The organism is Sphingomonas sp. H160509 (assembly GCF_024124765.2).
Taxonomy (GTDB): Bacteria; Pseudomonadota; Alphaproteobacteria; order Sphingomonadales; family Sphingomonadaceae; genus Sphingomonas.
The window spans coordinates 2010093-2028204 of the sequence record NZ_JAMXSR020000002.1; the positions used below are offsets into that span (position 1 = coordinate 2010093).

Consider the following 18112-nt stretch of genomic DNA (forward strand, 5'->3'; position numbering starts at 1 on the left):
CATGCTCCGCCATCTCCTGACGCTGGCGTTCGCGGTGCTGCTCGGTAGCAGCGCGGCGACCGCACAGGCGCTTCCCAAGTTCACCGGCTTCGTCGTCGATGCGGCAAACGTGATCCCGCCCGATCAGGAAGCGGCGCTGACCAAGCGGCTCGACGATCTGCAAAAGGCGACCGGCAACCAGCTGGTGGTCGCGACCGTGACCGATCTCGACGGCTATCCGATCGAGGATTACGGCAATCGGCTGATCCGAAGCTGGGGAGTCGGTTTGAAGGACGCGAACAACGGCGCGATCCTGCTGGTCGCGCCGAACGACCGGAAGGTGCGGATCGAGGTCGGTTATGGCCTGGAGCCGGTGCTGACCGATGCGTTCTCCAGCGTCGTAATCAACCAGCAGATCCTGCCGCGCTTCAAGGCGGGCGACATCCCCGGCGGGATCGTCGCGGGGACGAACGCCGTGGCGGACCAGCTCGCGCTGCCCGATGCGGAGGCGCGCGCGAAGGTGACCGCAGCGGCGGCGGAGTATGACAAGACGCATCGTCGCTCGAACGCGGGTGGCGGCGGCGTGCCGATCGGGCTGATCTTCTTCGGGATCGTACTGGCGGCGATCGTCATTCCGATGATCTCGCGGCGCGCGGGCGGCAAGCATTACGTCGATGGCGGCAGGCGGAGCGGCGGCAGTGGCGCCTTGCCGATCGTGTTGTGGAGCATCGCCGACGCGATGACCCGTGGCGGCGGTGGTGGCGGCGGCGGAAGCTGGGGTGGTGGCGGCGACAGCGGTGGTGGCGGCTGGAGCGGCGGTGGTTTTGGCGGCGGCGGCGGTGGATCCGGCGGCGGCGGCGGCGCATCGGGGGGATGGTGACATGCGGTTGAGCGACACCGACCACGACCGCGTTACGGCGGCAGTCACCCAGGCGGAGACCGCGACGACCGGCGAGATCGTCACGATCGTCGCGCGGCAGTCGGATGCGTATCACGACGTGTCGATGCACTGGGGCGTGCTGGCGATGCTGCTGACGCTGGCGCTGCTCGCGTACCACCCGGTCGCGGCGGACCATATCTACGCGCGGGTCGATCCCTGGCAGGCGGCACCGCAGGGTGCGCTGTACGTGGTCGCGCTCGTGCTGGTGACCTTGGTGTTTCTGGCGGTGCGGCTGGTGCTGGCATGGACGCCGGCGCGACTCGCGCTGACGCCGGGCGCGACCAAGGCGCGGCGGGTGCGGCGGCGGGCTTTACTCCTGTTCCGTGCGGGCGCCGAGAAGCGCACCAAGGGTTCCACCGGCGTCTTGCTGTACCTGTCGCTCGCCGAGCACCGTGCGGAGATCATCGCCGACGATGCGATCCACTCGCGCGTGCCGAACGAAACCTGGGGTGCGGCGATGGCGGCGGTGCTGGCCGGCGTCCGCGACGATCGTCCCGCCGACGGCATGGCGGATGCCGTCGCGCAGATCGGCGCGGTGCTGGCCGAGCATTTTCCGCGGACCGGTGCGCCGGTGAACGAACTTCCGGACAGGCTGATCGAACTATGAGCAAGACCGTATGGGCCGGGAAATTCCTGACCGTGCAGACCGAGGGCACGTGGGAATTCGCCGCGCGCCAGGGCGAGATCGCGGCGGCGGTGATCATCGCGATCGACGACGGCGACGTGATCCTGGTCGAGCAGTTCCGCGTGCCGCTGGGCCGCGCCTGTCTCGAACTGCCGGCCGGGCTGGTCGGTGACGAAACCGCGGGCGAGAGCGTCGCGGTGGCGGCCGGCCGCGAGCTGGAGGAAGAGACCGGCTACCGGGCGGACGCGATCGAGGACCTGGGGGTGTTCTATTCGTCGCCGGGGATGACGTCGGAATGCTTCACGCTGGTCCGCGCCACCGGGCTGACGAAGGTGAGCGATGGCGGCGGCGATGGCGACGAGAACATCACCGTGCACCGGGTGCCGCTGGCGGACGTGCCGGCGTTCGTGGCCGAGAAGCGGAAGGCTGGCGTGGCGATCGACACCAAGATGCTGCTGATCCTGGCTGGGTCGATCCTCTAATCAGGACCTGTTTCCCCGCGAAGGCGGGGACCCAGACTGCGCTCCCGCCTTCGCGGGAGAACAAGGAGGTGCGGGAGGGCCTAGCGCCGCTCCCCAGCTTACTTGAAGTTATCCGCGTAGCTCTGCAGCTTCAGCGTCTTCTGCGGCGCCGGCACCACCGTGTAGCCGAACCCCTCGCGCTCGCAGTGCGCGATCGCCGCTTCGGCGGTCGGGAACAGCAGGCGCAGCTGGTCGCGCGTGTCGCCGCTGCCGGCCCAGCCGGTGAGCGGGTCGGGCCGCTTGGGCTCCGACGGTTCGAATTCGAGCTGCCAGGCGTCGGTCCGGTGCTTGCCGGACTGCATGGCGTTCTTGGGGCGCTGGAAGATACGGGCGGTTGGCATGAGCCCCCCTTATCGCGAACCGGCGGCCCTTGCATCCGCCTTTTTCGTGCGCAGCGTGGCGGACGCCGCGGCGGGGTCGTCGGGCCAGGGATGCTTGGGGTAGCGGCCGCGCATTTCCTTCGCCACCGCGGTCCAGCTGCCGGCCCAGAAACCGGGCAGGTCGCGCGTCGTCTGGATCGGGCGGCCCGCAGGCGATGTGAGGCTCAGCACCAGCGGTACGCGCGCCTCGCCGATCGTCGGATGGACCGCGAGGCCGAACAAGGTTTGCGCGCGGAGTTCGACCCGGGGGCCGCCTTCCGCAGCGTAGTCGATCGCGTGCGTGCTGCCGGCGGGGCTGGTGAAATCGGGCGGGGCCAGGCGGTTGATCGTCTGCATCGCGTCCCAGCCGAGCAGGTTGCGCAGCGCTTCGGCAAGCGCGCCGGGGGCGATCGTGTCGAGTCGGCGTTTGCCGGTTAGCAGGGGCGCAAGCCATTCGTCGGCGCGGTCGAGCAGGGCGGCGTCGTCGAGCGGGACGCCAGCATAGGCGGCGCGGTCGCGCAGCGCTTGGGCGCCGTCGCTCCAAGGTAGCAGCGCGAGGCCATGCTCGCGGACGCCGTCGATGAGTGCGGCAAGGATCGCGTCGGGGTCCGCGCCACTGTCGGGGCCACTCGACAGCCGGATCGCGCCAAGGCGGCGTTCGCGGAGGGCTTGGATGCCGCCGGTGGTTGGGTCGAACGCCACGGTACGGCGGGATTCGATACGGTCGGCGAAGAGGATTTCGATAGCGGCCTGGTCGATCGCCACGGCGGAGAGAATGCGCGCGCCGGCGGCCGAGCCCTGCGTGTCGGCGACGGCGAGCCATTCGGAGCGGGCGAGTGGCGAGGTGGGATCGAGCTTGAACCCTCGGCCGCCGACCGACGCCCAGGTTTCGCCGGACGGGTCGCGCCGTCGCGCGCGACGCGGTCGGGGAAGCCAAGCGCGACGCATACTTCTGCTCCCCTTCCGCTTGCGGGAGGGGGTCGGGGGAGGGGCTGACCCAGCAGTGCCGCGCGCTTGGGATATGTCGCGCCCTCCCCCGACCCCCTCCCGCAAGCGGGAAGGGAGCAAGGCGTGCCCACCTTTCGGCCATTGCTCTTGCCGCTTGCGCCTTGGGTCCGCGTTCGGTTTTCCAGCGGCGGAGGCGGGTTTCCAGATCGACGTCCTGTCCACCGATGCCGCGCTCGCCGAGCAGAACCGCGATTTGCGCCGCTACGTTCGCCAAGCCGCGTTCCCCCGCCCTCAGCAGCATATGCGCGAGTCTCGGCGGCATCGGCAGCTTCGCGATCGCGCGGCCGTGTGACGTCGGGCGACCGTCCTTGATCGCCTCCAACGTCGTCAACCGCGCCATCGCCTCGTCGATCGCGGCGGCGGGGGGGCGGGTCGATCCAGCGGAGGTCTCGCGGATCGCCGACGCCCCAGAGTGCGCAAGCCAGCACCAGCGCGGACAGGTCCGCCTCCAAGATTTCCGGCGGGTCGTAGCGCGGGAGGCCGGCGGTCGCCGCTTCCTCCCACAAGCGATACGCTACGCCCGGTCCTAGCCGCGCGGCGCGGCCGGCGCGTTGGGTAACGGCTGCCTGGCTCGCGCGCTCGGTGACCAGGCGCGTCATGCCGGCGGCCCGGTCGTAGCGCGGTCGCCTCGCTAGCCCGGAGTCGACGACGATGCGGATGCCGTCGAGCGTCAAGCTGGTCTCGGCGATGCTGGTGGCGAGCACGACTTTGCGCCGACCATCCGGCTCGGGGAGGACCGCGGCGCGCTGGGCTGCGGGGTCGAGGCTGCCGTGGAGCTCATGCAGTACGATGTCGTCGGACAGGTTGGTGAGGCGGTCGGCGGTGCGTTCGATCTCCGCCACGCCGGGGAGGAAGGCGAGCACGCCGCCCCCCGCTTCGCCGAGCGCGCGGCGGATGGCGCTAGCGACCGAGTCCTCGATGCGGAGTTCGGCTTGGCGACCGATGTGGCGAAGGGTGAGTGAATAGCTGCGGCCTTCGCTTTCGATGACGGGGGCGCCGTCCATCAAGGCTGCGAACCGTGCGCCGTCGAGCGTTGCGGACATCGCGACGATGCGGAGGTCGGGGCGAAAGCCGGCCTGGACGTCCAACGCCAGCGCGAGGCCAAAGTCGCCGTCGAGGCTGCGTTCGTGGACTTCGTCGAACAGGACCGCGGATACGCCGGTGAGTTCGGGGTCGGCCTGGATGCGCGCGACGAAGATGCCTTCGGTGATGACCGTCACGCGGGTTGCGGCAGAGCGCTTGCTGTCCATACGGGTGGCGTAGCCGAAGGTCTGGCCGACGGGCTCGCCAGCGGTGGAGGCCATGCGTTCGGCGGCCGCGCGGGCGGCGAGGCGGCGGGGGGAGAGGAGGAGGATCTCGCCGGTGCACCAGGGTTCGGTAAGGAGAGCCGGCGCTACTGCGGTGGTTTTGCCGGCGCCTGGGGGCGACGAGGACCGCGGAGGTGCGGTCGCGGAGGGTGGCGAGGAGGTCGGGGAGGACGGCTAGGATCGGGAGCGGCGGCGGCGTCATGCACGCCTGCTGCCACAGTAGCGGGGTTGGCGACAGGTTTTGCTTGGGCGGTCCCTTGGGAAGGTGCGGGTTCAAACCGATGATCGCGCGCTTTCGATCCTCCCCCGCTCTGGGGAGGTGGCAGGCACTTGCCTGACGGAGGGGGAGGTAAGGGAAACCGATGTTTCGTATCCTCCCCCTCCGTCGCTTGCGCCACCTCCCCCTGGCGGGGGAGGATCGCTGGGCTCGGTGGAAGTCGATGGCTTACCCAACCGCCAACGGCACCGCCCCGGCGAAGGCCGGGGTCCAATTGGGAAACGGCGGTGAAGGCCGTTGCGCTCCGTTACTGCCACCTCTCCAATTGGGCCCCGGCCTTCGCCGGGGTGGTGCGCATATGCGGACGGATCGGGCACCGAACGAGTTTTTCGCTGACGAACGCGTTGCGACAGCCGCCCCCGCCCCTATCCCACCGAAGGCTGGCAAGCGCCCGCGAACCTGCTAGACGCTCCACCAGTAATCATGGCGTCCGATCCCTCCCCCCACCTCGACGACGGCGACAGGCCGCACTTCCGACCGGCTGCGCGGCAGGGTCGCGCGTGCCTGGGCGAGTCGGTGGACCAAGGCGGCGCTGGTGCTGGTGGTGCTTGGCTTCGTCGCGATCTTCGCGTTCTGGTTCGCGGTCATGCGTGACCTGCCTTCCGTGGACACGTTGCGCACCTACGAGCCGCCGCTGCCGACCAACGTCCGCGGGATCGATGGCGCGCCGATTCATTCCTACGCACGCGAACGGCGCGTCGAACTGAGCTACGCCGAATATCCGCCGCTGCTGGTGAAGGCGTTCCTCGCTGCCGAGGACAAGTCGTTCTTCGAGCATCACGGCGTCGATTATCCCGGCCTCGCCGGCGCGGTGTATGATTATGCGACCAAGCTCGGCACCGGCAAGCGCGCCAAGGGCGGCTCGACGATCACGCAGCAGGTCGCCAAGAACCTGTTGATCGGCAACGCCTATTCCCCGTCGCGAAAACTGCGCGAGGCGGTGCTGGCGTACAAGATCGAGGATACGCTGACCAAGGAGCAGATTCTCGAGCTGTACCTGAACCAGATCGCGCTCGGCCGCAACGCGTTCGGCGTCGAGGCGGCGAGCCATGCGTATTTCGACAAGGAGCTCGACCAGCTCGATCTTGCGCAGATGGCGTATCTCGCGATCCTGCCCAAGGGTCCGTCGAACTACGACCCGGTGCGCAACACCGAGCGCGCGATGATACGCCGCAACTATGTGCTCAACCGGATGCTCGACAACGGCTTCATCACGCGCGCGCAGCATGACCAGGCCAATGCCGAGCCGCTCGGCGCGGTGATGCGGCGGACGCCAAAGTTCGAGAGCGTCGGCGGCTATTTCGTCGAGGAAGTCCGCCGCCAGCTGATGGCGAAGTTCGGCGAGAACGCGAAGGACGGACCCTACAGCGTCTATTCGGGCGGGCTGTGGGTGCGGACCTCGTTCGACGCGAAGTTGCAGGATCTGGCGCAGCAGGCCTTGCGTGACGGTCTCGTGCGGTTCGACAGCGGGCGCGGGTGGAACGGGCCGATCCGTCATGTCGAGATCGAGGACGACAACTGGCTCCAGCCGTTGCTCAACAGCAACATCGCGCTCGATTACCGCGATTGGGTCGCGGCGATCGTCACGGGCAAGGACGGCAATGCCTGGAGCCTCGGCTTCCGCACCGGCAAGACCGGCACGCTGCCGCGCTATGCTGCGCAGATGCCGGTGCGCGGCGAGGGCGGCAACGCGTTCGGTGCGATCGAGGTCGGCGACATCATCGCGGTGGCACCGGACGGTGGTTCGTTCGCGTTACGGGCGATCCCCAAGGTCTCGGGCGCGTTCGTCGTCGAGGAGCCGGCATCGGGCCGCGTGCTGGCGATGCAGGGCGGCTTCGACGACCGGTTGCAGGCGTTCAACCGCGCGACTCAGGCGATGCGCCAGCCGGGTTCCACGATCAAGCCGATCGTCTATTCCGCCGCGCTCGACAACGGCATGACGCCCGCCTCGATCATCATCGACGGGCCGTTCTGCGTCTATCAGGGCGCGCGGCTGGGCCAGAAATGCTTCCGCAACTTCGGCAATTCGCGCGGGTCCGGCCCGCACACGATGCGCTGGGGCATCGAGCAGTCGCGCAACCTGATGACGGTGCGCGCCGCCGCGCAGACCGGCATGCCGAAGGTCGTCGCGACGATCAAGAAGATGGGCGTCGGCGATTACGCGCCCTATCTTTCCTACGCGCTCGGCGCCGGCGAGACGACCGTCGGGCGGATGGTCAACGCGTATTCGATCCTCGCCAACAACGGCAAGGGCGGCCCGCCGTCGCTGATCGACTTCGTCCAGGATCGTCACGGCAAGGTGATCTGGCCCGAGAACTGGCGGCCCTGCGATCGCTGCAACGCGCCCGACTGGGACGGCAAGCCGATGCCGCGGCCGATCACGCGCCAGCGCCAGGTGCTCGACGCGATGACCGCGTACCAGATGGTCCACATCACCGAGGGCGTCGTCCAACGCGGCACCGCGGTGACGTTGCGCGATCTCGATCGGCCGATGTTCGGCAAGACCGGGACCAACAATGGCCCGACCGACGTGTGGTTCGTCGGGGGCACGCCGCAGTTCGTCGGCGGACTGTATATCGGGTTCGACACGCCAAAGAACCTCGGTGGCGCAGCACAGGGCGGCACGCTTGCCGCGCCGATCTTCAAGCAGTTCGCGGTCAAGGCGTATGAGGATTTGCCCAAGCTGCCGTTTCGCGCGCCCGCCGGGATTCGCATGGTGCGGATCGATCGCGGCAGCGGCCGGCCGGTCTATGGCACGTGGCCCGACACCAGTGATCCGAAGCCCGCGGTAATCTGGGAAGCGTTCAAGCCCGAGAGCGAACCGCGGCGTGCCGCACGACGCTCGGATGTCGCCCCCAGTACTGCTACGACGACGACCGCGGTGAAGAAGGCCGAAGCCCCGCGCGACAGCGATTTCTTGCAAAGACAAGGCGGAATCTACTAGCGCGCTTATATAGACGTCATCCCGGCGCCCGCCGGAGACCCGCCCCGCTCGCTTGGGACGGCGATCCCGGCCTCCGCTGGGACGACGGAATTTTTGGAGAATATCATGCGCGCCGAAGCGCAGGCTCACGTAGACACCATCAACGACGCGCTGGCGCTGCTGCGCCGCTTCCTCGACTGGGACCGCGCGCTGCGTCGTCTCGACGAGCTGAACGCGCGCGTCGAGGATCAGGCGCTCTGGTCCGATCCCAAGGCCGCGCAGGAGGTGATGCGCGAGCGTCGTCGTCTCGACGAGGCGATCAGCGCGACGCGCGCGATCCAGAGCGAATTGTCGGACACCGCTGAGCTGATCGAGATGGCCGAGGCTGAGGGGTGATACCGAGATGGAGGCGGACGGCGTTGCGTCGCTCGCCGAACTCGCCGCGCGTGCCGACAAGGACAAGATCAAGGCGTTGCTCGCGGGCGAAGCCGACGCGAACGACACCTATATCGAGGTCAACGCCGGCGCCGGCGGGACCGAAAGCCAGGACTGGGCGGGCATGCTCAGCCGGATGTATTCGCGCTGGGGCGAGCGCCACGGGCTGAAGGTCGAACTGGTCGACCAGCATTCGGGCGAGCAAGCCGGGATCAAGTCCGCCACGCTGCTGCTCAAGGGCGAAAACGCGTACGGCTATGCCAAGACCGAGAGCGGCGTGCATCGGCTCGTGCGGATCAGCCCGTACGACTCGGCGGCGCGACGGCATACGTCGTTCGCGAGCGTCTGGGTGTACCCGGTCGTCGACGACAATATCGAGGTCGAATACAACGAGAGCGACCTGCGCATCGACACCTACCGCGCGTCGGGCGCGGGTGGTCAGCACATCAACACGACCGATTCGGCGGTGCGCATCACGCACATTCCGACCGGCATCGTCGTGCAATGCCAGAACCAGCGCTCGCAGCACAAGAACAAGGCCGAGGCGTACAACCAGCTTCGCGCGCGTCTGTACGAGCGCGAACTGGCGATCCGCGAGACTGCGGCGAACGCCGAGAACGCGGGCAAGACCGATATCGGCTGGGGTCACCAGATCCGCAGCTACGTGCTCCAGCCGTACCAGATGGTGAAGGACCTGCGCACCGGCGTGGTGTCGACCAGCCCGTCGGACGTGCTCGACGGCGACCTCGAAATGTTCATGGCGGCGGCGCTGTCGCAGCGCGTGACCGGCGAGGCCGTCGAGGTGGAGGACGTCGATTGAGCTTGCGGGGTGCCCTTGCCCTGATGGTCCTGCCGATACTCGTTCTGGGGGGCTTGCGACGGCAGCAAGCCGCTGATCAAGCGCGAGCCCAAGGAGCCGGTGTTCCCCGCCGCCGACCGTCCGGTCGCGTCGATCGTCTCGACGCGCTGGTCGAACGAGGAAGCGCGCGACCGGCTGAACGAGGCCGGCGAGGTCATGAACAAGGGCGAGATCCGCAAGGGCATGACGGTCGCGGATATCGGCGCGGGCGAAGGCTATTACACGATCCGTCTCGCGGCCCGCGTCGGCAAGGACGGCCGTGTGCTCGCGGAGGACATCATCCCGGCGGTGCGCGACCAGCTCGCGGAACGCGTCGCGCGCGAGGATCTGGCGAACGTCAGCGTGAAGCTCGGCGAGGCGAACGATCCGAAGCTGCCCGAGGCGAGCTTCGACCGGGTGCTGATGGTCCACATGTACCACGAGATCGAGCAGCCCTACGAGTTCCTGTGGCGGCTGCGGCCGTCGCTGAAGCCCGACGGGCTGGTGGTGGTGGTCGATGCGAACCGCCCGACACAGAACCACGGCACGCCGCCGGCGCTGCTGAAGTGCGAGTTCGCGGCGGTCGGGTATACGCAGGTGGATACCGACGACATGCCCTCGGCCGGGGGCTATATCGCGACGTTTCGCGCCAGTGGGCCACGGCCAGCGCCGGAAGCGATCCGGGCGTGCCGGCTCGGGTGAGCTTTGGTTCGGGTCATGACTCAATCAATCACGCCACCCCGGCGAAGGCCGGGGCCCAGTTGGGAAGGCAGCGGTAACGGCGTTCGGCGCTAAGTTGGCGACGTCTCCCAACTGGGCCCCGGCCTGCGCCGGGGTGGTAAAATTAGGAGGCGAGCGCTCCTCACACCACGCCGACTGCCGCCGACTTGTAAACCGGCCGTATGCAATCCGACGGCAGCCCACACTTCCTTGTTCTCCCGCGAAGGCGGGAGCCCAGTCTGAGTCCCCGCCTTCGCGAGGAAACAAACTCTCTGCCTCCATCGGGAAACTTCGCTCAATAAGGTGATGTCGACCACAGGTCCGATGGGGATGGCCGCAGGACACTAAACCACCCCCATCGTGCGCAGGCTCGTCACCTGTTCCCCAGCGATCACTAGGTGATCGAGCAACATCACCTCCAACGTCCGCAACCCAGCGGCCAGCGCCCGTGTGAACGCCACATCCCGCGCGCTCGGCGTCGCGTCCCCGCTCGGATGGTTGTGCGCGATGATCACCCCGTGAGCACCGAACGCCAGTGCATCCACCGCGACCGTCCGGATCGAGATCACCACCTGATCCCGCCCCCCGACGACGTGCCGCATCCCGAGAAGCCTCCGATTCGGATCAAGATACGCCACCGCGACCGTCTCGACCGTGGCATTACGTAGCCCAGCGAACAGCGCGCGCGCCGCATCGAGGTCGGCAATACGAGGGGAAGGCACGGGCGACGGCGGCACATACCTGCCTGCCCCACGTCACCGGCGACCGCACGCGCAACTACATCCGCTTGAGCCCCCGCCCCCGCACCGCTACGCAAACCCGATGCGCCAATATCTAGACCTCATGGACCGCGTGCTCTCGACCGGCGTCGAGACGATGGACCGCACCGGCACCGGCACGCTCAGCGTGTTCGGCGCGCAGATGCGGTTCGATCTCGCGCAGGGCTTCCCCGTGCTCACCACCAAGAAGCTCCACCTCCGCTCGATCATCGTCGAACTCCTGTGGTTCCTCCGCGGCGACACCAACGTCCGCTGGTTGCAGGAGCGCAAGGTCGCGATCTGGGATGAGTGGGCGAACGAGAATGGCGACCTCGGCCCGGTCTACGGCAAGCAGTGGCGCGACTGGGTCGCCGCGGATGGACGCCACATCGACCAGATCGCCGAGCTGATCGCGCAGATCAAGACCAACCCCGCCTCGCGCCGCCAGATCGTCAGCGCATGGAATCCCGGCGACCTCCACGCGATGGCGCTCGCGCCGTGCCACTGCCTGTTCCAGACGCACGTCGCCAACGGCAAGCTCTCGCTCCAGCTCTACCAGCGCTCGGGCGACATCTTCCTCGGCGTGCCGTTCAACATCGCCAGCTACGCGCTGCTCACGCACATCCTCGCGCAGCAATGCGGGCTCGAGGTCGGCGAGTTCATCTGGACCGGCGGCGATTGCCACCTCTATTCGAACCACCTGGAGCAGGCGCAACTGCAACTGACGCGGTCGCCGGGGCCTCTCCCGCGCCTTGAGATTCTCCGAAAGCCGGCTTCGATCGACGCGTACGAGTATGAGGATTTCGTCCTCCACGACTACGTCGCGCAAGCGCATATCAAGGCGCCCGTCGCGGTCTGAACAGAGAGCGAATCGCAATAGGAACCCCGGGCAACGCACGCGGTTCTGATGCGCATGGATATCACACAGCTCATTCTCGACGAACACGCGCAGCAGCGCGCACTGTTCGCGCAGATCGATTCGATCGACGCCAAGGACACCGAGGCGCTGTCGGCGCTCTGGACCCGCCTCAAGAACCTGCTCGACGCGCATGCCGAGGCGGAGGAGCGCTTCTTCTACCCGCGGCTGATGAAGATCGGCACCGGCGGCAACGACGCCGACTCGGCCGCCGAGGAGACCGAGGATGCGATCGAGGATCACAACGACATCCGCGAGACGGGCGAAGCGGTCGACAAGCACCCGGTCGGATCGGACGCATGGTTCGCAGCGGTCGGCGAGTGCAACAAGGCGAATAGCGATCACCTGGCGGAGGAAGAACGCCAGGGCCTGACCGACTTCCGCAAGCATGCGACGCTCGAAGAGCGGCATGAGCTTGGCGTGCGGTTTGCAGCGTTCGAGGCGAACCACCTGAACGGGGTGAAGGTCGTCGAAAAGGATCCCGAGGCGTATGTGAAGGAGCATGCGCCGGGTTGACCAGATAGCTTACCACCCCAGCGAAGGCCGGGGCCCAGTTGGAAGTTCGGGAGTAACGGGGCTCAGTGCTAAGTTAGCGACGTCTCCCAACTGGGCCCCGGCCTCCGCCGGGGAGGCGCTGTGGGTTAGGTTTGGACGTGATTAACGGAGTAGTCCACCGCCCTCCAATCCCCCATAACCGCCGCCATGATAACCTTCTACCTCGCCCGCGCCAGCAACGGTGTCATCGGCCGCAACGGCCAGCTCCCTTGGCGCATCCCCGCAGACCTCAAGCGCTTCAAGGCGCTGACGATGGGCAAGCCGATGGTGATGGGGCGCAAGACATTCGAGAGCTTCCCGAGCCCCCTGCCCGGTCGTCGGCATATCGTCCTGACGCGGGGGGGCTTGGACGGCTCCAGGCGCCGAGGTCGCGCATTCGGTCGAGCAAGCACTGAAGATGGCGGGCGATGACGTCGCGGTGATCGGCGGCGCGCAGATCTATGCGCAGTTGCTCCCCCATGCAGACCGGATCGAACTGACCGAAGTCCATGACGAACCCGAGGGCGACGCTGTGGTCCCCGCGTTCGAGGGCTGGCGCGAGATCGCCCGCGAGGACCACCCAGGCGAAAAGCAACGGCCCGCTTATAGCTTCGTCACCCTCACCCGCCCCTGAGACGTGTTCTCCCGCGAAGGCGGGAGCCCAGGCTGGACTCCCGCCTTCGCGGGAGAACAAGAAGTGTAGCGCCGCCCTTCCGCCCCCCTATAGCCCGCCTCCATGCAGCGGCTCGACGGCGGCGCGTCCATTCCTTCGCATCTCGCGAACGGGATCGTCGCGCTGGGCAATTTCGATGGATTCCACCTCGGTCACCAGGCGGTGGTCGCGCGCGCGATCGCCTGGGCCAGAGCCGAAGGTCGCCCTGCGCTGGTGGCGACGTTCGATCCCCATCCGGTCCGCCATTTCCGCCCCGACACCGCGCCATTCCGCCTCACCACGCTCGACCAGCGCGAGCGGCTCTTCGCGGAGGCCGGCGCCGACGCGATGGTGGTGTTCCATTTCGACGGCGATCTCGCCGCGCTGACCGCCGAGGAGTTCATCGCCCAGCGGCTCGAGGACAATCTCCGCGTCGGCGGCGTTGTCACCGGCGAGGACTTCACCTTCGGCAAGGGCAAGGCCGGCACCGTCCACACGCTCGCCTCGCGCGGCCCGGTCCACGGGTTCCGCGCGGAGACCGTCGGCGCGGTCGCGCTGAACGGCGAGACCGTCTCGTCGACGCGCATCCGCGACGCGTTGCGCCGCGGCGACATGGCGACCGCGACGCGGCTGCTCACGCGGCCATTCGCGATCGAAGGCGTGGTGCAGCACGGCGACAAGCTCGGCCGCACGATCGGCTATCCGACCGCCAATCTCGACATGGGGAATTACCTCCGCCCTGCGTACGGGATCTATGCGGCGACCGGGCGGCTGGATGACGGCCGCGTGCTCAAGGGCGCGGCGAACCTCGGCATCCGCCCGAGCTTCGATCCGCCGAAGGAATTGCTTGAACCGTATTTTTTCGACTTCTCGGAGGATCTGTACGGCCGTCGCGTCGAGGTATCGCTGGTCGAGTATCTTCGGCCGGAAGCGAAGTTCGACAGTCTCGAAGCCCTGACGACCCAGATGGACTCCGACTGCGCGCGAGCCCGGGCGATCCTCGGTTCCTCCCCCTCCCTGAAAGGGGAGGGGGTTGGGGGTGGGTCGGTCGGTTGGCTTATGTCCGTCCCCGCCTCAAGCCGACCCACCCCCGGCCCCCTCCCTTCCAGGGAGGGGAGCAGAAGCCACCACAGCAACTACGCCCCAGTCTGATCCGCATCCTCCTCGCGGAGGGAGGAGGGATGGCAACGTGCGGCCCTGTCGGCTAAGTGCGCCGTACTTATGACCGATACCCCTGCGCCCGCCCGCGATTACCGCGACACCGTCTTCCTGCCGAAGACCGACTTCCCGATGAAGGCGGGCCTCGCCGCCAAGGAGCCGGCGATCCTGGAGCGCTGGGCCAAGCTCGGCATCTACGACCGGCTCCGCGAACAGCGGCTCGGGCGCGAGCGGTTCATCCTGCACGATGGTCCACCGTACGCGAACGGCGACATCCACATGGGCCACGCGATGAACAAGGTCCTGAAGGACATCATCGTCCGCTCGCAGTCGCTGATGGGCAAGGACGCGCCGTACGTCCCCGGCTGGGACTGCCACGGCCTGCCGATCGAGTGGAAGGTGGAGGAAGCGTACCGCGCGAAGAAGCTCAACAAGGACGACGTCCCCGTCGATCAGTTCCGCGCCGAATGCCGCGCCTATGCCGAGAAATGGGTGGCGGTGCAGAAGGCCGAGTTCGAGCGGCTCGGCGTGATGGGCGACTGGGCGGATCCGTACCTGACGATGAAATATGAGGCGGAAGCCGCCATCGTCGGCGAACTGCTGAAGTTCGCCGAGAGCGGCCAGCTGTACCGCGGCGCCAAGCCAGTGATGTGGTCGCCGGTCGAGAAGACCGCGCTCGCCGAGGCCGAAGTCGAGTATGAGGACATCGTTTCCACGCAGATCGACGTGGCGTTCGAGATCGTGGACGCGCCGAACGCGCCCGAACTGGTCGGCGCCTATGCGGTGATCTGGACGACGACGCCGTGGACGATCCCGGTGAACCAGGCGCTGAGCTATGGTCCTGAGATTGATTACGCCGTGTGCAAAGTCACAATCAGTGGCTCGTTAGTTGGCAACGTGGACGAGAACCTCGAACCACGGGTGATGGAAGCACAGCGATCACATCCTTGGCGGAACGTTGATCGCGTTATCGTTGCACAACCTCTCGTTCAGATGCTCCAAGAGCGCGCCAGAACAAACGATTTTTCAGTTTCGTTGGACGTTGAATCGATCATCCAGGGTTCGCAACTCGAAGGCGCAACCGCACGGCACCCGATGCACGCACTCGGCGGGTTCTTCGCGAAACCGCGCCCGTTCCTCCCCGGCGAGTTCGTCACGACCGACGCGGGCACCGGGCTCGTCCATATGGCGCCGGACCACGGCGAGGACGATTTCGAACTCTGCAAGCAATACGGCATCGACCCGGTCTTCGCGATCGACGGCGCCGGGATGTACCGCGCCGACTGGGCATGGCTCGGTGGCCAGGGCAGCGTCATCAACAAGAAGTTCGTGAGCGCCGACGGCCTGATCTGCACCGACCTGCGCGAAGCTGGCGCGTTGCTGGCCGCGAGCGACGACTTCAAGCACAGCTATCCGCATTCGTGGCGCTCGAAGGCGAAGGTGATCTTCCGCGCGACCCCGCAATGGTTCATCCCGATGGACTCGTCTCCTCCTGCTCCCTCTCCCCTCCGGGGGAGAGGGTCGGGGTGAGGGGCAGCCCAGCAATGCTGCGCCCGGAACAGCCCCTCACCCCAGCCCCTCTCCCCGACGGGGAGAGGGAGTCAAGCAACGGCGCCACCCTCCGCGAGATCGCGCTCGACGCGATCGCCGCCACCACCTGGATCCCCGCGCGCTCCGAAAACCGGATCACGTCGATGGTGCAGGGCCGCCCCGACTGGGTCATCTCGCGCCAACGCGCCTGGGGCGTGCCGATCGCGCTGTTCGTCGACCGCGTCACCGGCCAGTACCTCAACGACCCCGCCGTCAACGCGCGGATCGTCGAAGCCTTCCGCGAGAGCGGCGCGGATGCGTGGTACGCCGACGGCCACCAGGCACTGCTCGGCCCCGACTACGACCTCGCCGACTATGAGGTCGTGAAGGACATCCTCGACGTCTGGTTCGACTCCGGCTGCACGCACGTCTTCACCGTCGAAGCACGCTACGGCGAAGGAACGCGCGCGAACCTGTATCTCGAAGGCTCGGACCAGCATCGCGGCTGGTTCCAGTCGTCGCTGCTCGAAAGCTGCGGCACGCGCGGTCGCGCACCGTATGACGCGGTCCTGACGCACGGCTTCGCGCTCGACGGCCAGGGCCGAAAGATGTCGAAGTCGCTCGGCAACGTCGTCGATCCGCTCAAGATCATCGGCGAATCCGGCGCCGACATCCTCCGCATGTGGGTCGCCTCGACCGACTATTTCGACGACGTGAAGATCGGCAAGGAAGTGCTCGCCACCGCCTCCGACGCATACCGGAAGCTGCGCAACACGTTCCGCTACATGCTCGGCGCGCTCGAAGACTTCGATGAGTCGGAGCGCGTCGCCGTGTCCGACATGCCCGAGCTCGAGCGCTACGTGCTCCACCGCCTCGGCATGATCGACACCGAACTGCGCCAGGCGGCGGAAGCCTACGAGTTCAACCGCTACACCCGCCTGCTGACCGACTTCGCGAACGAGGACCTGTCCGCGTTCTTCTTCGATATCCGCAAGGACTCGCTCTATTGCGACGCGCCGAGCGACATCAAGCGCCGGTCGTACCGCACGGTGCTGGACGTGTTGTTCCACGCGCTCATCCGCTACGCCGCGCCGGTGCTCTGCTTCACCGCCGAGGAAGTGTGGCAGTCGCGCTTTCCGAGCGACGACAGCTCGGTGCACTATCTCGAATGGCCGTCGCTGCCCGAGGTGGAGGACGGCGTCGATGTCGGGAAGAAGTGGACGCGAATCCGTGCACTTCGCGAAACGGTTACCGAAGCCATCGAACCCATGCGTCGCGAAAAGACCGTGCGTTCGAGTTTGGAGGCAGAGGTTACGATCCGATCGATGTCGCCTCTCGCGCCGACTGAAGCAGCGGAATTGGCCGAGGCCTTCATCGTCGCCAAGGTTACGCCCGGCGACACGGTCACCGTGACGCGCACCGACTTCCGCAAATGCGGCCGCTGCTGGCGTCACCTTCCCGAAGTGAGCGTCGATGGCGACCTGTGCAACCGGTGCGACGAGGTGGTGGCCGATGCGTAACCTGCCAAAAGCCGGGTTCGGCGCGGCGATCGCGCTCTTCCTCGCCGACCAGCTCAGCAAATGGGCGGTGACCAAGCCGCTCGCGATCGATTCGCTCGGCGAGTCGCAGACGATCACGTCGTTCTTCGACCTGCGCTTCGTGCCGAACATCGGCATCTCGCTCGGGCTGCTGCCCGCCGACGGCCACCTGACCCGCTGGGCGCTGGTGCTGCTCACCGGCGCGATCGCGATCGGCGTCGCGGTGTGGATGACGCGCGAGAAGAACCCCGCCGATCAAGTCGCCTTGGGCTTCGTGCTCGGCGGGGCGATCGGTAATATCCTCGACCGGATCCGGCTCGGCTATGTGGTCGATTTCTGCGACCTGCATATCGGCGAATGGCGTCCGTTTTTGGTCTTCAATGTCGCCGATGCAGCGATTACTGTCGGCGTGCTCGTCCTGCTTGTTCGGGCGCTTCTCGTGCGCGAGAAGCCCCCTGTGGAGAATTCCCATGCGTAAGTTCGTACCCCTGGCCGCCGGCCTCACATGCGTCGCGCTGCTCAGTGGTTGCGGGGCAGGCCGAAGCCTCGACCGTGCACGCCCGGACGAGTTCGCCGTCGCGCGCCAGGCGCCACTCGTGATCCCGCCCGACTTCGCGCTGGTCCCGCCACAGCCCGGCGCCGCCCGTCCGCAGGACACCGCGGCCAACGCGCAGACGCTCGACGCGCTGTTCGGCGGGGCCGCAGCACGCAGCCCGGCCGAGTCGGGTGTCGTCGCTGATGCGGGCGCCGACAACGACGATCCCGGCATCCGCTCCAGCGCAGGCGATCCCGGCACGACGGTGGTCGACAAGGGTTCGACCACGCGCGACATCGTCGCGGCGCCGGAGGGCGACGGCCAGGACGCGAAGACCACCGCGAACTGATCGAGTCCTAGCGGCTGACGAAAATGGGCGGCTCCTCGCGGGGCCGCCCTTTTTCGTATCTGACGATCTCGTTCCGCTGCCACCCCCCGTCATCCTGACGAAAGTCAGGATCCAAAGCCATGAGCGCGACGCGTGCGGCTCTGGATCCTGGGTCGAGCCCAGGATGACGGGTCGGGTGGGGCGATCAAAAAAGTTGAAGGCCCTGACGCA

Annotated in this window: 14 protein-coding genes and 3 pseudogenes; 13 read left to right on the forward strand and 4 right to left on the reverse strand. The window is 67.4% G+C overall.

Annotated features, from left to right (window positions below):
- The first annotated feature begins 1 nt into the window (after window position 1).
- Genes NHF48_RS11530 through NHF48_RS11540 form a run of 3 tightly spaced genes read left to right on the forward strand, consistent with a single transcriptional unit; the run spans window position 2 to window position 2026 of the window.
- Complete coding sequence (locus tag NHF48_RS11530; RefSeq protein WP_253071194.1) at window positions 2–859, forward strand: TPM domain-containing protein; 858 nt, start codon at window positions 2–4, stop codon at window positions 857–859.
- A 1-nt stretch (window position 860) separates the two neighbouring features.
- Window positions 861–1526, forward strand: a complete 666-nt coding sequence (locus NHF48_RS11535; RefSeq protein WP_253071195.1) for a TPM domain-containing protein — start codon at window positions 861–863, stop codon at window positions 1524–1526.
- Window positions 1523–2026, forward strand: coding sequence for an NUDIX hydrolase (locus NHF48_RS11540; protein ID WP_060526564.1), 504 nt, complete (start codon window positions 1523–1525; stop codon window positions 2024–2026). The genes NHF48_RS11535 and NHF48_RS11540 overlap by 4 nt, the downstream gene beginning before the upstream one ends.
- A gap of 98 nt (window positions 2027–2124) precedes the next feature.
- Here the strand turns inward: NHF48_RS11540 and NHF48_RS11545 are convergent, their stop codons facing one another.
- The 3 genes and pseudogenes from NHF48_RS11545 to NHF48_RS11555 form a co-directional block, all read right to left on the reverse strand.
- Complete coding sequence (locus NHF48_RS11545) at window positions 2125–2406, reverse strand: ETC complex I subunit (RefSeq protein WP_056051595.1); 282 nt, start codon at window positions 2404–2406, stop codon at window positions 2125–2127.
- Between the two features lie 9 nt (window positions 2407–2415).
- Window positions 2416–4941, reverse strand: a pseudogene (hrpB, locus tag NHF48_RS11550) (ATP-dependent helicase HrpB).
- Between the two features lie 477 nt (window positions 4942–5418).
- The gene (locus NHF48_RS11555) at window positions 5419–5604 is read right to left on the reverse strand and encodes a hypothetical protein (protein WP_253071196.1); all 186 of its coding nucleotides are present in this window, start codon (window positions 5602–5604) and stop codon (window positions 5419–5421) included.
- Here NHF48_RS11555 and NHF48_RS11560 point away from each other — a divergent pair.
- The 3 genes from NHF48_RS11560 to NHF48_RS11570 all read left to right on the forward strand — a co-directional run bounded on the left by NHF48_RS11560 (window position 5603) and on the right by NHF48_RS11570 (window position 9914).
- Window positions 5603–7960 (forward strand): penicillin-binding protein 1A, encoded by a 2358-nt coding sequence (locus NHF48_RS11560; protein ID WP_253071197.1) that lies wholly within the window; start codon window positions 5603–5605, stop codon window positions 7958–7960. The genes NHF48_RS11555 and NHF48_RS11560 overlap by 2 nt on opposite strands.
- Window positions 7961–8065: 105 nt before the next feature.
- A protein-coding gene (prfB, locus tag NHF48_RS11565) for a peptide chain release factor 2 (RefSeq protein ID WP_056051599.1) occupies window positions 8066–9194 on the forward strand; the annotation gives its coding sequence in 2 pieces (ribosomal slippage) (window positions 8066–8329 and window positions 8331–9194; 1128 coding nt in all).
- A 99-nt stretch (window positions 9195–9293) separates the two neighbouring features.
- Window positions 9294–9914, forward strand: a complete 621-nt coding sequence (locus NHF48_RS11570; RefSeq protein ID WP_253071198.1) for a class I SAM-dependent methyltransferase — start codon at window positions 9294–9296, stop codon at window positions 9912–9914.
- A 362-nt stretch (window positions 9915–10276) separates the two neighbouring features.
- Here NHF48_RS11570 and NHF48_RS11575 read toward each other — a convergent pair whose 3' ends face one another.
- Complete coding sequence (locus tag NHF48_RS11575; protein WP_253071199.1) at window positions 10277–10669, reverse strand: JAB domain-containing protein; 393 nt, start codon at window positions 10667–10669, stop codon at window positions 10277–10279.
- A gap of 85 nt (window positions 10670–10754) precedes the next feature.
- Between NHF48_RS11575 and NHF48_RS11580 the strand changes: the two genes are divergently transcribed.
- The 7 genes and pseudogenes from NHF48_RS11580 to NHF48_RS11610 all read left to right on the forward strand — a co-directional run bounded on the left by NHF48_RS11580 (window position 10755) and on the right by NHF48_RS11610 (window position 17902).
- Window positions 10755–11549: a thymidylate synthase gene (locus NHF48_RS11580; RefSeq protein WP_253071200.1), complete on the forward strand. Its 795-nt coding sequence runs from the start codon at window positions 10755–10757 to the stop codon at window positions 11547–11549.
- Between the two features lie 54 nt (window positions 11550–11603).
- Complete coding sequence (locus NHF48_RS11585; RefSeq protein ID WP_253071201.1) at window positions 11604–12122, forward strand: hemerythrin domain-containing protein; 519 nt, start codon at window positions 11604–11606, stop codon at window positions 12120–12122.
- Between the two features lie 186 nt (window positions 12123–12308).
- Window positions 12309–12774 (forward strand): annotated as a pseudogene (locus NHF48_RS11590) (dihydrofolate reductase).
- Window positions 12775–12876: 102 nt separating this feature from the next.
- Window positions 12877–13944 carry a bifunctional riboflavin kinase/FAD synthetase gene (locus tag NHF48_RS11595; protein WP_253071202.1) on the forward strand — a complete coding sequence of 356 codons (1068 nt, stop codon included), beginning with the start codon at window positions 12877–12879 and terminating at the stop codon, window positions 13942–13944.
- Window positions 13945–14013: 69 nt separating this feature from the next.
- Window positions 14014–17000, forward strand: a pseudogene (gene ileS / locus NHF48_RS11600) (isoleucine--tRNA ligase).
- Window positions 16993–17496: a signal peptidase II gene (gene lspA / locus NHF48_RS11605; protein WP_253071203.1), complete on the forward strand. Its 504-nt coding sequence runs from the start codon at window positions 16993–16995 to the stop codon at window positions 17494–17496. The pseudogene ileS and the gene lspA overlap by 8 nt, the downstream one beginning before the upstream one ends.
- The gene (locus tag NHF48_RS11610; protein ID WP_056065856.1) at window positions 17489–17902 is read left to right on the forward strand and encodes a DUF3035 domain-containing protein; all 414 of its coding nucleotides are present in this window, start codon (window positions 17489–17491) and stop codon (window positions 17900–17902) included. The genes lspA and NHF48_RS11610 overlap by 8 nt, the downstream gene beginning before the upstream one ends.
- Window positions 17903–18112 lie beyond the last annotated feature (210 nt).

Excerpts from the sequence above, each read along its gene's own strand:
- NHF48_RS11530 (WP_253071194.1), top strand. The coding sequence starts at position 2 with ATGCTCCGCCATCTCCTGACGCTGGCGTTCGCGGTGCTGCTCGGTAGC.
- NHF48_RS11560 (WP_253071197.1), top strand. The coding sequence starts at position 5,603 with ATGCGTGACCTGCCTTCCGTGGACACGTTGCGCACCTACGAGCCGCCG.
- NHF48_RS11610 (WP_056065856.1), top strand. The coding sequence starts at position 17,489 with ATGCGTAAGTTCGTACCCCTGGCCGCCGGCCTCACATGCGTCGCGCTG.
- lspA (WP_253071203.1), top strand. The coding sequence starts at position 16,993 with ATGCGTAACCTGCCAAAAGCCGGGTTCGGCGCGGCGATCGCGCTCTTC.
- NHF48_RS11580 (WP_253071200.1), top strand. The coding sequence starts at position 10,755 with ATGCGCCAATATCTAGACCTCATGGACCGCGTGCTCTCGACCGGCGTC.
- NHF48_RS11540 (WP_060526564.1), top strand. The coding sequence starts at position 1,523 with ATGAGCAAGACCGTATGGGCCGGGAAATTCCTGACCGTGCAGACCGAG.
- NHF48_RS11595 (WP_253071202.1), top strand. The coding sequence starts at position 12,877 with ATGCAGCGGCTCGACGGCGGCGCGTCCATTCCTTCGCATCTCGCGAAC.
- NHF48_RS11545 (WP_056051595.1), bottom strand. The coding sequence starts at position 2,406 with ATGCCAACCGCCCGTATCTTCCAGCGCCCCAAGAACGCCATGCAGTCC.
- NHF48_RS11585 (WP_253071201.1), top strand. The coding sequence starts at position 11,604 with ATGGATATCACACAGCTCATTCTCGACGAACACGCGCAGCAGCGCGCA.
- NHF48_RS11535 (WP_253071195.1), top strand. The coding sequence starts at position 861 with ATGCGGTTGAGCGACACCGACCACGACCGCGTTACGGCGGCAGTCACC.
- NHF48_RS11555 (WP_253071196.1), bottom strand. The coding sequence starts at position 5,604 with ATGACCGCGAACCAGAACGCGAAGATCGCGACGAAGCCAAGCACCACC.